This is a genomic window from Rathayibacter sp. VKM Ac-2857, from assembly GCF_013205025.1.
In the GTDB taxonomy this organism is placed as follows: Bacteria; Actinomycetota; Actinomycetes; order Actinomycetales; family Microbacteriaceae; genus Rathayibacter.
Genome location: NZ_JABMLE010000002.1, coordinates 669,656 through 682,339, shown reverse-complemented (window position 1 = coordinate 682,339; position 12,684 = coordinate 669,656). Strand labels below are relative to the sequence as shown.

Here is a 12,684-nt window from a genome sequence, read left to right as displayed (position 1 = left end):
CGGGACCAGTCCGCCCGGCTGTTCCGGACGCTATCACAATTTCGAGTGCTTACTCGAAATTGGTGGCCGGGGCCGCTCGGCCGCCCCGAGCGCGCGCTACGCTGAGCGATCGACCGGCTGCGCAGCCGGCACTTCGAGGGCGAGGAGCGGCGGATGACGGAGGCGATCCCGACCCGGAGTGCGCGCCGAGGCCCCTACGCGAAGTCGGCCGAGCGCCGGCGCGCAATCATCGAGGCGGCGCACGCGGTCTTCGCGGCCCGCGGCTACGCCCGGGGCTCGCTGCAGGACGTCGCCGACCGGGTCGGGCTCAGCCAGACGAGCCTGCTGCACTACTTCCCGTCCAAGACGGACCTGCTCCTGGCCGTGCTGCAGCACCGCGACCTGATCACGGGCGACGGATCGACGCCCGCCGATCCCGAGGAGGGGCTCGTCGAGGGGATCGTGCGCCAGACCCGCTACAACGAGACGGCGCCCGGGGTGATCGAGCTCTACGCGGTGCTCTGCGGGGAATCGACGACGGACGAGCACCCGGGGCGCGACTTCTTCGCCTCGCGCTTCCAGCGGCTGCGCGCGGACTACGCCGGGCAGCTCCGCGAGTTGCGCGCCGAGGGGCGGCTGCGCGAGGGCGCGGATCCGGACCGGGTCGCCGCGTCGATCATCGCGCTCTGGGACGGCATCCAGCTGCAGTGGCTGCTGGACAACGACGCGGTCGACATGGTCGCGTGCCTGACCGACTACCTCGACCTGGTGATCCTGCCCGCGCCCTAGGCTCCAGGCATGACTCTCACCCAGGACTCCGGCTGGCTCTGGTTCGGACTCGCGATCGTCACGGCCGGTCTCGCCGAGCAGAAGGGCCGCTCGCGCTGGCGCTGGTTCGTGCTCGGACTGCTGCTCGGGCCGATCGCGACGGCTCTCGTCGTGCTGTGGGCGCGACCGCAAGGCGGGGTGGTGACCGACGTGCGCTGGAACTTCGCGATCGGCGCGGGAGTCGCCGCTGTCGCGCTCGCGCTCGTCGTCGTGACCTCGGCGCTCTGGCTGCTGCTCGTGCCGGCGGCGGTCGCGGCGCTCGTCGCCGGCCTGCTCGCCTGGCTCAGCCGCCGGGTCCCGTACGAGCGCCTGCCCCGCTGACGCGCGTCCGCATGCTGGCCGAGTAGCCGCGCAGCGGCGTAGCGAGACCCACCGTCGTTCGGTGGTCAGGGAAAGGACGCGGCTGCGCCGCGTCATGCTGGTCGAGTAGCCTCGCAGGGGCGTATCGAGACCCGCCGTCACCAGCAGGACGGGTCTGCAGACTCAGCGTCCTGACGGTGGTGGATCTCGATACGCCCTCTGCGAGGGCTACTCGATCAGCATGAAAGGGACGCCCGCGTGCGGCATGGCGCGGACGCCCGCGCAGTGAGGGCGGGCGCTCGCGCGCACTGTGGAGCGGACGCCCGCGCGCACTATGGAGCGGGCGCTCCCGCACAAAATGAAGCGGGCGCACGCGCTCCTTCTTGCTGGTCGAGTAGCCGCGCAGCGGCGTATCGAGACCCCGCTCCGCCAGGGATTACGGCAGCAGGCGGGTCGGGCCGCGGAAGAGGTAGGTGACCTCGCGGAGGTTGGCCTGGCCGAGCATCAGCATGATCACGCGGGAGAGGCCCATGCCGAAGCCGCCGTGCGGGGGGACGCCGTAGCGGAAGAAGTCGAGGTAGAACTCGAGCTCCTCCGGCTCCAGGCCCTTCTCGCGCGCCTGCTCGACGAGGACGTCGACGCGGTGCTCGCGCTGCGCTCCGGTGGAGATCTCGACGCCGTTGTAGATGAGGTCGTAGCTGTTGGTGATCGTCCCGTCGCCCTCGCGGCGCATGTGGTAGAACGGCCGGATGCTCGAGGCGTAGTCGGTCAGGAAGACGAAGTCGTGGCCGAACTCCTCCTGCACGTAGGCCGCGATGCGGCGCTCGCCCTCGGGGTCCATGTCGTCGTCCGCGCGGGGAACCTCGTAGCCGCGCTCGGCGACGATCCGCTTGGCCTCGGCGAGCGGGATGCGCGGGAACGGCGTGGTGGGCACGCGCAGGTCGATGTCGAAGAGGGCCTTGATCGCCTCGCCGTGCTTCTCGACGACCGCGGTGAGGCCGGCGACGAGCAGCTGCTCGTGCAGCTCCATCACGTCCTCGTGCGAGTCGATCCAGGAGACCTCGGCGTCGACGCTGGTGAACTCGGTCGCGTGCCGCGAGGTGAAGCTCGGGTCGGCGCGGAACGCGGGCCCGACCTCGAAGACCTTGCCGAAGCCGGCCGGCTGCGCCATCTGCTTGAAGAACTGCGGGCTCTGCGCGAGGTACGCCTTGGTCTCGAAGTACTCGACCTCGAAGAGCTCGGCGCGCGACTCGGAGGCGCTCGCCATCAGCTTCGGCGTGTGGATCTCGATGAAGTCGTGCTCGATCCAGTACGTGCGCAGCGCGTGCTCGAACGTGGTCTGCACCCGGGCGATGAGGTTCTGCTCGGGGCGGCGCAGGTCGAGGAAGCGCCAGTCCATCCGCTTGTCGATGCCGGAGTCGGGCGCGATCGGCGCCTCGGGGATCGACGCGCTGACGATCTCGAGCGTCTCGAGCTTGACCTCGAGCCCGCCGAGCTTGACGCGCTCGTCGTGCTTGAGCTGACCGGTCACGCTCACGAACGAGCCCTGCGCGAGTCCGGAGATCGCCTCGGTGATCGCGAGCTTCGCGGCGGAGGCGTCGTCGCCCTCGACCGCCTCGCGGACGGCCGGGTTCACCAGCTGCACGGCACCGGACTCGTCGCGGAGGACGACGAACTGCACCTTCTTCTGATCGCGCACGGTCTCGACCCAGCCGGCGACGCGCACCGGGCCGTCCTCGAGGGCGGCGAGCTTGCTGACGGTGGTTCGGGGGAGGCGGGTCTCGTCGGTCACGGTAGGGGAGTCTACCCGCGGGGTCCGCCGGGGGGTCAGCGCAGCACGCCCGAGCGGCGCGCGGCCGAGACCGCCGCGGTGCGGGAGGCGACGCCGAGCTTCGCGAACACGTGCGCGAGGTGCGATTTGACGGTGGTCTCGGTCACGAACAGCCGGGCGGCGACCTCGGTGTTGCTGAAGCCCTGCGCGACGAGGGCGAGCACCTCGGTCTCGCGGGCGCTGAGCCGTGCGACCGGGGAGCGGAGGCGCTCGAACAATCGCGCGGCGACGGCGGGGGCGAGCGCGCTCTCGCCGGCGGCGGCCGCCCGGATCGCGGCGAGCAGCTCCTCCGGCGGCGCGTCCTTGAGCAGGTAGCCGCTCGCGCCGGCCTCCACCGCGCCCAGGATGTCCGCGTCGGTGTCGTAGGTCGTCAGGACGAGGACGGAGGGCGGCTCGGCGGAGGACCGCAGCGCCCGCGTCGCGTCGACGCCGGTCTCGCGGTCGGCGCCGAAGCGCAGATCCATCAGCACCACGTCCGGGTGCAGGCGGGCGGCGGCGTCGATCGCCTCCGCGGGGGAGCCGGCCTCGCCGACCACGGTCAGCCCGTCCTCCGCGCCGATCAGCGCGCGCAGCCCGGCGCGGACGATGGGGTGGTCGTCGACGAGCAGCACGCGGATCACGGGGCGCCTCCCGCGGGGAGCTCGGCGCGGACCGTCGTCCCGGCCGGCGAGGAGTCGACGTCCAGCCGCCCGCCGAGCTGCTCGGCGCGCTCGCGCATCGCCCGCAGGCCGAAGGAGTCCGGCCGGGCCGAGGGGGCGGCCGCCTCGGGATCGAAGCCGGTCCCGTCGTCCGCGATCTCGAGGCGGGCGGTGTGCCCGTCGCTGCGCAGCGTCAGCGCGACCGTGCTCGCCCCCGCGTGCTGCAGCGCGTTCGCGACCGCGCCCTGGGCGAGCCGGAGCAGCGCCGTCTGCGTCTGCATCGACAGGGCGCGACCGTCCTCGGCGTCGACCGTCACCGCGACCCCCGAGCGCTCCCAGTGCGTCGCGGCCAGTCGCCGCAGCGCTCCGTCGATGCTCTCGTCGTCGAGCGCGGGCGGGGCGAGCTCGCGGATGAAGCGCCGGGTCTCGTCCAGATCGGCGGCGGCCGTCTCCCGGGCGAGCCGGACGTGCTCGATGCCCGGCCGTCCGGGGTCCGCGCGCTCGGCCGCGTGCAGCAGCATCTGGATGCTGGAGAGGCCCTGCGCGACGGTGTCGTGGATCTCGCGGGCCAGCCGCGAGCGCTCCTCGGCGACGGCGGCCGCGCGCTCGCTCGCACCGAGCCGGTCGCGGGTGGCGAGGAGCTCGGCGAGCAGCTCCTCCCGCTCGCGCGCCTCCCGGGCGAGGGCGCGCGCGGCGAGGCCGATCAGGATCGCGATGCCGGCGGCGATCACCGGGCCGACGACTCCGCCGATGCTCCAGCGGTCGCTCCAGCCGAGGGCGGCGACGGCGATGCCGGTGAGGCCGAGCACCGCCGCGACCGACGTCCGCGGCGGGAGCACGTGCATCGCCAGGAAGAACAGCGGGAACGCGAGGTAGGCGGCGTCGGACTCGAGCAGGACGAGCGCGGCCCAGGCGACCGTCACGCCCGCGAGCCACAGCCTTCCGCGGCGTGGCGAGCGGGCGGTCCAGCGCGGCCCGGCGAGGTACGCGGCGAGCAGCACGAGGCAGAGCAGGAGCACCGCGGGGGTGCGCGGGCCGGGCTCGACGAGCGTGCGCACGGCGACCAGGGCGAGCAGGCCGCCGACCAGGAGGTGCAGTCCCGCGCGCAGTCCCGCCAGGACGGGGGCGAGCGGGGTGTGCGGCACGGGGGAACGCTACGCACCGCGGGGCTGCCTGTCATCGTGCGAAAGGAGGAGGCGGTCGTCCCTCGAAGAACGGGCGGCGGCCCCGATCGGCCGCACGATGCGCCGGATCCGTCGCGCTTCCAGGCTGGAGGGGCCGCCGATCCCGCGGCATCGACTCCCTGGAGGTCCCCGTGTTCGTCGCCTGGCGCGAGCTGCGTTCCGCACGCGGCCGATTCCTGCTCATCGGGGCGGTGGTCGCGCTGCTCACCCTCCTGGTGGGGTTCCTCTCCGGCCTGACCGGCGGGCTGGCCCTGCAGAACGTCTCGGCGGTGCTCGGCGTCCCCGCCGACCGCCTGGTCTTCTCGGCCGGCGACGACGCGCCCTCGTTCGCCGACTCCTCGGTCACCGCGCAGCAGGAGGCGGAGTGGGCGGCGCTGCCGGGCATCGCGTCCGTCGAGCCGCTCGGCGTGCTGCAGGCGCGGGCGGAGGCGGGCGGGGCGCGGGTCGCGGTCGCCGTCCTCGGCGTCGACGCGGCGCTCGGGGCTCCCGCCGATCCGGGCGGCATCGCGCTCTCGGCCCCGGCGGCGAGAGCGCTCGGCGTCGGAGTCGGGGACACCGTGCGCATCGCCGGGACCTCCGCCGTCGTCTCCTCGATCGGCGGCGACGACTGGTACAGCCACACGCCCGTCGTCCGCCTCCCGCTCGCCGCCTGGCAGGCGCTCGCGGCCTCGCTCGGCACGCCCGCCGACGCGACCGTCCTCGCAGTGCGCGGCTCGCCGGACTGGGCGGCGGGGGAGGCGGCGACCGGCACGATCTCCCGCGCCCCGCTCGCCGCGCTCACCGCGATCGGCTCGTTCCGGTCCGAGATCGGCTCGCTGCTGCTGATGGTCGCGATGCTCTTCGGGATCGCCGCGCTCGTCGTCGGAGCGTTCTTCACGGTCTGGACGATGCAGCGCTCCGGCGACATCGCGGTGCTGAAGGCCCTCGGCGCGTCGACCCGCTCGCTGCTCCGCGACTCCCTCGGCCAGGCCCTCGTCGTCCTGATCGCCGGGACGGGAGCGGGGCTGCTCGCCGTGGTCGGGCTCGGGAGCCTCGCCGGCTCCGCCCTCCCGTTCCTGCTCAGCCCCGTCACCACGCTGGCGCCGGCCGCCCTGATGATCGCGCTGGGACTGCTCGGCGCCGCCGCGGCCCTGCGCGCCGTCGTCTCCACCGACCCCCTCACCGCCCTCGGGAGTGCACGATGATCGAACTGCAGGACGCCACCCTCACCTTCGACGACGGCGGCTCGCGGCTCACCGCGGTCGACCGGGCCGACCTCGACTGCCGGCCGGGCACCGTGACCGGGCTGACGGGGCCGAGCGGCTCCGGCAAGTCCAGCCTGCTCGCCCTGGCGGCGACGCTGATCCGCCCGGACTCCGGCCGGGTGCTGATCGACGGCGACGACGTGTCGCGCCTGTCCCGGTCGGGGGCGGCCCGGCTGCGCCGCTCGCGGATCGGCATCGTCTTCCAGCAGGCCAATCTGCTGCCGGCGCTGACCGCTCGCGAGCAGCTGCTCGTGATGGACCGGCTCGGCGACCGTCGGCGGAGCTCGGCGTCGGCGCGGGCGGACGAGCTGCTCGCGGAGGTCGGTCTGGCCGACCGCGCCCACGCCCGCCCGGCGCAGCTCTCGGGCGGCCAGCGGCAGCGGGTGAACATCGCCCGCGCGCTGATGAACGCGCCGTCGGTGCTGCTGGTCGACGAGCCGACGAGCGCCCTGGACACCGAGCGCGGCGCGGCGATCATCGATCTGATCGTCCGCCTGACCCGCGAGCGCGGCACGGCCACGCTCCTGGTGACCCACGAGGAGGCGCACCTCCCACGGCTGGACCGCGTCGCGACGATGCGGGACGGCCGGCTGTCGACCGGCGAGCCGAGCGCGGACGTGCCGGCCGGTCGGCGGTCCGCGGCGCGGTAGCGTCGCCCGCATGAGCACCGCACTGATCACCGGAGCCTCCACCGGCATCGGCGCCGCCTTCGCGCGCGCGTTCGCCCGCCGGGGCTTCGACCTCGTCCTCGTCGCCCGCGACCGGGGCCGGCTCGAGCAGGCGGCCGCCGCCTTCCGCGCGCTCGGCGCCCCGCACGTCGAGGTGCTGCCCGCCGACCTCTCCGACCGCGAGGACGTCGAGCGGGTGCGCGTCCGGCTCGTCGACCCCGAGCGGCCCGTCCGGGTGCTGGTCAACAACGCCGGCTTCGGGATCGACGGCAGCTTCGCCGAGCCCGACGTCGCGGCGCAGGACGAGGCGTTCGAGGTGATGGTCCGCTCCGTGTCCGTGCTGTCCGGCGCCGCCGCGCAGGCAATGGTCGGCCGGGGGCGCGGGGCGATCCTCACCGTGTCGAGCGTCGCCGGCTTCGTGCACCTCGGGCCGTACTCGGCGATCAAGGCCTGGGCGACGGCCTTCACCCAGTCGCTGGCGGTGGAGCTGCGCGGCACCGGCGTGCGGGTCGCGGCGCTCTGCCCGGGCTGGGTGCGCACCGAGTTCCACGAGCGCGCGGCGATGGACACCGCCTCGATCCCCTCCTTCCTCTGGCTCGACGCGGACGCGGTAGTCGAGGAGTTCCTGCGCGACGTCGCGCGCGGCTCGGTCGTCTCGATCCCGTCCTGGCGGTTCGGCGTGCCGATCTCGGTGGTGCGCCACCTGCCCGGCTCCCTCGTGCGGCGGCTCTCCGCGGCGGTGAGCGCGCGGCGCTGACCGCACGGCGCTGACCGCACGGCGCTGACCGCACGGCGCTGACCGCACGGCGCTGACCGCCGGGTGAGCATCGGCACAGGTGCGGACCGGTCGTCCCTTTCCCGGCGTTCCTCCACGCGGCGTTCCGTACACTTGACGCTCGTGGTTGCCGATCAGATCCATCTCGTGCGGCACGGCGAGGTGTTCAACCCCGACCGGGTCCTCTACGGGCGACTCCCGCACTTCCGGCTCTCGGACCTCGGGCACCGGATGGCGCGCGCCGCCGCCGACGACCTGCTCGAGCGCCGCCGCCCCGTCACCGCGCTCTTCGCCTCGCCGCTGCAGCGCACCCAGGAGTCGGCCCAGCCGATCTCGCAGGCGTTCGAGCTCGAGATCGCGATCGACGAGCGCCTGATCGAGCCGACCAACCGCTTCGAGGGCAAGCGCGTCGGCTCCCGCGACTCGGCGCTGAAGGATCCGCGGAGCTGGCCGCTGCTCCGCAACCCGTTCGAGCCCAGCTGGGGCGAGCCCTACCTCTCCATCTCGGCGCGGATGTACGCGGCGCTCGAGTCCGCCTGGCAGGGCACCGCCTCCGGCGACGCCGCGCTCGTCAGCCACCAGCTGCCGATCTGGACCACCCACCGCGCGATCGCGGGGGAGAAGCTCTTCCACGATCCGCGCAAGCGCCGCTGCGCGCTCTCGAGCATCACCACCTTCGAGCGCCGGGGCGACCGCTTCGTCGAGGTCGGCTACTCCGACCCGGCGGCCGGCCTCCAGGGCCTCGCGACCGACGTCGGAGCCGTCTGATGCGCCGCACCCGCGCGCTCGGCGTGCTCGTGCTCGTCGGCGCCCTCGCGCTGAGCGGCTGCACCCGCGACAAGCTCGCCGAGGACTACCGCCAGGGCACGAACAACGGCTTCATCTCCGGCGACGGCACGATCAAGGAGGTCCCCGTCGACCAGCGGGGCGAGGCGATCGAGTTTACCGGAACCGACGAGGACGGCGCGACCATCGACTCCGCCGACCTCGCCGGCCGCGTCGTGGTGGTCAACTTCTGGTACGCCAGCTGCGCTCCCTGCCGTGCCGAGGCGGCCGATCTCGAGACGGTCAACACCGAGTTCGCCGACCAGGACGTCTCGTTCGTCGGCGTGAACGTGCGCGACCAGGCGCCGACGGCCGCCGCCTTCTCCGCCAACTACGGACTCACCTACCCCTCGATCGTCGACACCGACTCCTCGGTGCAGCTCGCCTTCACCGGCGAGGTGCCGCCGAACGCGGTGCCCACCACGATCGTCCTCGACAAGGAGGGCCGGGTCGCCTCGCGCATCCTCGGCCAGCTGCAGGAGGCGTCGATCCTCTCGACGCTCGTGGGCGACACGCTCGCGGAGTCGGAGTAGCGCGGTGAGCGAGGTCGTCATCAGCGGCCAGCTCCTCCTCGCGGTGCCGATCGCGCTGCTGGCCGGGCTGGTCTCGTTCGCGTCGCCCTGCGTGCTCCCGCTCGTCCCGGGGTACCTCGCCTACGTCGGCGGTTTCACCGACGCCGGCGAGCGCGCCGCCCGGGGCCGCCGCCGGGTCGTGCTGGGCGTGCTGCTGTTCGTGCTCGGCTTCTCGCTGGTCTTCGTGCTCTTCGGAGTCGCCGCGGGCTCGATCGGCTTCTGGCTGCGTGCCTATGCCGACGTCATCACCCGCGTGCTCGGCGTCTTCGTCATCGCGATGGGGCTCGTCTTCATCGGCCAGCTCTCCTTCCTGCAGCGCACGGTCCGGCCCGGGTTCCGCCCGGCGACCGGGCTGATCGGCGCACCGCTGCTCGGCATCGTCTTCGGCGTCGGCTGGACCCCCTGCCTCGGCCCGACGCTGACCTCGATCCTCGCCCTGAGCTACGGTGCCGGCTCGCCCTGGCGCGGCGCGCTGCTGACGGTCGTCTACTGCCTCGGCCTCGGCATCCCCTTCCTCCTGGTGGCGTTCGGCTTCAGCTGGGTCACCACCACCCTCGCGTTCGTGAAGCGCCACATCCGCGCGATCAACATCGCCGGCGGCGTCGCCCTCGTCCTGATCGGAGTCCTGATGGTCACGGGCCTGTGGAACACCCTCGTGTACGGCGCCCTCTTCGAGGTGATCAATGGCTTCCAGCCCGCGCTCTGAGCCCGGCTCGAGCACCGAGTCCGGCTCGAGCGCCGACGCCTCGGCCGGCGCCGACGCGACCCAGCAGAAGGCGGACGCGTCCTTCCGCCCGGCCGACCACTTCGACTCCGACGGCTCGATCACGCAGCCGACCCTCGGCTTCACCGGCTGGGTCCGCTGGATGTGGCGCCAGCTCACCAGCATGCGCACCGCGCTGTTCCTGCTGCTGCTGCTCGCGATCGCGGCGGTGCCGGGCTCGCTCGTGCCGCAGCGCTCCTCCGACCCCAACGGCGTCACCCAGTACTTCGTCGACAACCCGGACCTCGCGCCGCTGCTCGACAAGGTGCAGGCCTTCGACACCTACACCTCGGCCTGGTTCTCGAGCATCTACCTGCTGCTGTTCGTCTCGCTGATCGGCTGCATCATCCCGCGGACGAAGCACCACTTCGAGGCGATGCGCTCGCGCCCGCCGCGCACTCCCGCCCGCCTCCAGCGCCTGGCCGGCTACACCGTCCGCGAGGTCGGCGGTGCGAGCGAGGAGGAGGCGATCGCCTCCGCGCAGGCCGTCCTGCGCCGGGCGGGCTACCGCACCGAGCGCCACGACGACCCGCGCGGCCGCTGGTCGAGCGTCTCGGCCGAGCGCGGCTACCTCCGCGAGACCGGCAACCTCGTCTTCCACTCCGCCCTGGTCGGCATCCTCGTCGCCGTGGGCATCGGCGGTGGCTTCGGCTACAGCGGCCAGCGCGTGCTGGTCGAGGGCTCGCAGGGCTTCGCGAACAACCTGGCCGGCTACGACTCGTTCAACCCGGGCCGGTTCTTCGACAGCAGCCAGCTCGACCCGTACCAGCTGACCCTCGACTCGCTCGACGTGGAGTACGAGGAGCGGAACCAGCAGGCACTCGGCCAGCCGGTCGACTTCACGGCGCACGTGACGACCACCCAGCGCGACGGCGACTCCTCCGACGAGACGATCAAGGTCAACGACCCGCTCGCGGTCGGCGGCACCAACGTCTACCTGCTCGGCAACGGCTACGCGCCGACGATCACGGTGCGCGACCCCTCGGGGAAGGCGATCTTCACCGACTCCGTGCCGTTCCTCCCGCAGGACGCGAACCTCACCTCGGTCGGCGTCGTCAAGGTGACCGACGGCCTCGCGGAGCAGGTGGGCCTCACCGGCTTCTTCTACCCGACGCAGGACGAGCTGCCCTCCGGAGCATCGACATCGATCTTCCCGGACCTGCAGTACCCGGTGCTCTCGCTCAACGTGTTCGAGGGCGACCTCGGCCTCGACGGCGGCGTGCCGACCTCCGTCTACGTGCTGAACACCGACACGCTGACCCGGCTCACCGGCGGCACGACCGGGGTGGCGTCGATCACGCTCAAGCCGGGCGACTCCGCCGACCTGCCGAACGGCCTCGGCACGGTGACCTTCGAGAACGTCGGAGCGGACACCTCCGTCGTCGGCACCGACAGCGTCAAGCGCTTCGCCTCGTTCGACATCCACCACGACGCGACCCAGGGCTGGGTGCTGCTCTTCGCGATCCTCGTGCTCGCGGGGCTGCTCACCTCGCTGTTCGTGCCGCGGCGCCGGGTGTGGGTGAAGGCGACGAGCGGGGCGGACGGCGGGCTGACGCTCGAGTACGCCGGGCTCGCCCGCGGCGAGGACCCGCAGCTGACGCGCGCGGTCCGGACGATCGCCGATCGGCACGCCCCGCTCGACCAGCCCTGACGCCGGCCGGTCCTGCCGCCGGCCGGTCCTGACACCGGCCGGCACCGGACTCCGCGGCGGCCGCGGTCAAGTGATCCAACCTGTGCATGTGTGCAGGGGCGCCTCGCGGCGCCGTCGCTTACCCTGGAGGGGTGATCGAGACCCTCTCGCAGTACTCCGTGCTGTGCCTCTACTCCGCCATGGGCATCTACGCCCTGGCCTTCATCTTCTTCGCCATCGACCTGGCCCGGCGCTCGTCGGTCGCCGACGGCGAATCGATCGAGGTCGTCCGCGAGGCCGAGCGGGTCGCCTCCAGTGCCGCCGCCGACCGCGCGGCGAGCGGACGGGCCACCGTCGCCTCCGCCTCGGCCGGGGGCAACGGCCGCACCGCGACGCTCTCCCGCCTCGGCAGCCGCGTCGAGGACGAGGTCTACAACGCGCCGTCGCGCTCGAAGGCGATGCGGATCGGCTTCTCGCTCACGCTCCTCGCCTTCGTCCTGCACCTCGGCGCCACCGTGCTCCGCGGCATCGCGGCCGGCCGCGTGCCGTGGGCGAACATGTACGAGTTCTCGATCACCGGGACCGTCCTCATCATCGGCGTCTTCCTCGCCGTGCAGCTGCGCTGGGACCTCCGCTTCCTCGGCGCGTTCATCACCGGCCTCGTCCTGGTGCTGCTCGGCGTCGCCACCGTCAACTACTACGTGGCCGTCGTCCCGCTGCCGCCGGCCCTCCAGTCCTACTGGCTCGTCATCCACGTGCTCGTCGCGATCCTCGGCACCGCCTTCTTCGCCCTCGGCTTCGCCCTCTCCGTCACCCAGCTGCTCCAGTCGCGGAGGGAGACCAGCGGCGAGAGCGCCCCCTCGGTCCTCCGCTTCCTGCGCACCCTGCCCAGCTCGCTGACGCTCGAGAACCTCGCCTACCGCGTGACGATCATCGGCTTCATCCTCTGGACCTTCACCCTCATCGCCGGCGCCGTCTGGGCCGAGAAGGCGTGGGGCCGCTACTGGGGCTGGGACACCAAGGAGGTCTGGACCTTCATCATCTGGACCATCTACGCCGGCTACATCCACGCCCGCGCCACCCGCGGTTGGCGCGGCACGCCCTCCGCCTGGCTCGCGATCATCGGCTTCTCCGCCGTCATGTTCAACTTCGGCGTCGTCAACGTCTTCTTCAAGGGGCTCCACGCCTACTCCGGCCTCGACACCGGCATGTGATCTGCGGGCGCTGGCGGGCGCGCTCGCGGCGTTGTCGTCGGGGTCCGTAGCTCCCGCTACGCACCCCTCCTCCGCCTTGCGATCACACCCACCAGCACCCGCAGATCGGTACTGACGGGGGAGGGGGCCGTCGCTGCGCGACGAGCCTGATGAGCACAGCCGTCGCTGCGCGACGAGCCTTCGCGGCAGGGCCGTCGCTGCGCGACGAGCACTCGGGAGCACAGCCGTCGCTG

13 protein-coding genes are annotated in these 12,684 nt (G+C 73.0%); 10 read left to right on the top strand and 3 right to left on the bottom strand.

Annotated elements, in window-relative coordinates:
• The first annotated feature begins 153 nt into the window (after nucleotides 1-153).
• Nucleotides 154-768 carry a TetR/AcrR family transcriptional regulator gene (locus HQQ86_RS10505; RefSeq protein ID WP_173288033.1) on the top strand — a complete coding sequence of 205 codons (615 nt, stop codon included), beginning with the start codon at nucleotides 154-156 and terminating at the stop codon, nucleotides 766-768.
• Between the two features lie 9 nt (nucleotides 769-777).
• Nucleotides 778-1,128 carry a hypothetical protein gene (locus HQQ86_RS10500; protein ID WP_173288032.1) on the top strand — a complete coding sequence of 117 codons (351 nt, stop codon included), beginning with the start codon at nucleotides 778-780 and terminating at the stop codon, nucleotides 1,126-1,128.
• A 415-nt stretch (nucleotides 1,129-1,543) separates the two neighbouring features.
• Here HQQ86_RS10500 and aspS read toward each other — a convergent pair whose 3' ends face one another.
• From aspS to HQQ86_RS10485, 3 genes are read right to left on the bottom strand one after another with little or no spacing between them, the layout of a single operon-like run.
• Nucleotides 1,544-2,899: an aspartate--tRNA(Asn) ligase gene (gene aspS / locus HQQ86_RS10495; RefSeq protein WP_367948616.1), complete on the bottom strand. Its 1,356-nt coding sequence runs from the start codon at nucleotides 2,897-2,899 to the stop codon at nucleotides 1,544-1,546.
• A 35-nt stretch (nucleotides 2,900-2,934) separates the two neighbouring features.
• Nucleotides 2,935-3,558 carry a response regulator transcription factor gene (locus HQQ86_RS10490; RefSeq protein WP_173288031.1) on the bottom strand — a complete coding sequence of 208 codons (624 nt, stop codon included), beginning with the start codon at nucleotides 3,556-3,558 and terminating at the stop codon, nucleotides 2,935-2,937.
• Nucleotides 3,555-4,721, bottom strand: coding sequence for a sensor histidine kinase (locus HQQ86_RS10485; RefSeq protein ID WP_173288030.1), 1,167 nt, complete (start codon nucleotides 4,719-4,721; stop codon nucleotides 3,555-3,557). The genes HQQ86_RS10490 and HQQ86_RS10485 overlap by 4 nt, the downstream gene beginning before the upstream one ends.
• 170 nt (nucleotides 4,722-4,891) lie before the next feature.
• Here HQQ86_RS10485 and HQQ86_RS10480 point away from each other — a divergent pair, with 170 nt between their 5' ends.
• The 8 genes from HQQ86_RS10480 (at nucleotide 4,892) to ccsB (ending at nucleotide 12,451) form a co-directional block, all read left to right on the top strand.
• Nucleotides 4,892-5,944 (top strand): ABC transporter permease, encoded by a 1,053-nt coding sequence (locus HQQ86_RS10480; protein WP_173288029.1) that lies wholly within the window; start codon nucleotides 4,892-4,894, stop codon nucleotides 5,942-5,944.
• On the top strand, nucleotides 5,941-6,654 hold the full coding sequence (locus tag HQQ86_RS10475) for an ABC transporter ATP-binding protein (protein ID WP_173288028.1): 714 nt from the start codon (nucleotides 5,941-5,943) through the stop codon (nucleotides 6,652-6,654). The genes HQQ86_RS10480 and HQQ86_RS10475 overlap by 4 nt, the downstream gene beginning before the upstream one ends.
• 10 nt (nucleotides 6,655-6,664) lie before the next feature.
• On the top strand, nucleotides 6,665-7,429 hold the full coding sequence (locus tag HQQ86_RS10470; RefSeq protein ID WP_173288027.1) for an SDR family oxidoreductase: 765 nt from the start codon (nucleotides 6,665-6,667) through the stop codon (nucleotides 7,427-7,429).
• Nucleotides 7,430-7,570: 141 nt separating this feature from the next.
• Nucleotides 7,571-8,215 (top strand): histidine phosphatase family protein, encoded by a 645-nt coding sequence (locus tag HQQ86_RS10465; RefSeq protein WP_173288026.1) that lies wholly within the window; start codon nucleotides 7,571-7,573, stop codon nucleotides 8,213-8,215.
• Nucleotides 8,215-8,805, top strand: a complete 591-nt coding sequence (locus HQQ86_RS10460; RefSeq protein ID WP_123736780.1) for a TlpA family protein disulfide reductase — start codon at nucleotides 8,215-8,217, stop codon at nucleotides 8,803-8,805. The genes HQQ86_RS10465 and HQQ86_RS10460 overlap by 1 nt, the downstream gene beginning before the upstream one ends.
• Nucleotides 8,806-8,809: 4 nt before the next feature.
• Entirely contained in the window at nucleotides 8,810-9,550 is a 741-nt protein-coding gene (locus HQQ86_RS10455; protein ID WP_173288025.1) for a cytochrome c biogenesis protein CcdA, read from the top strand.
• A complete protein-coding gene (locus HQQ86_RS10450) occupies nucleotides 9,528-11,258 on the top strand; it encodes a cytochrome c biogenesis protein ResB (protein ID WP_173288024.1) in 1,731 nt (576 codons plus the stop codon). The genes HQQ86_RS10455 and HQQ86_RS10450 overlap by 23 nt, the downstream gene beginning before the upstream one ends.
• A gap of 179 nt (nucleotides 11,259-11,437) precedes the next feature.
• Entirely contained in the window at nucleotides 11,438-12,451 is a 1,014-nt protein-coding gene (gene ccsB / locus HQQ86_RS10445) for a c-type cytochrome biogenesis protein CcsB (protein ID WP_173288766.1), read from the top strand.
• Nucleotides 12,452-12,684: the final 233 nt, after the last annotated feature.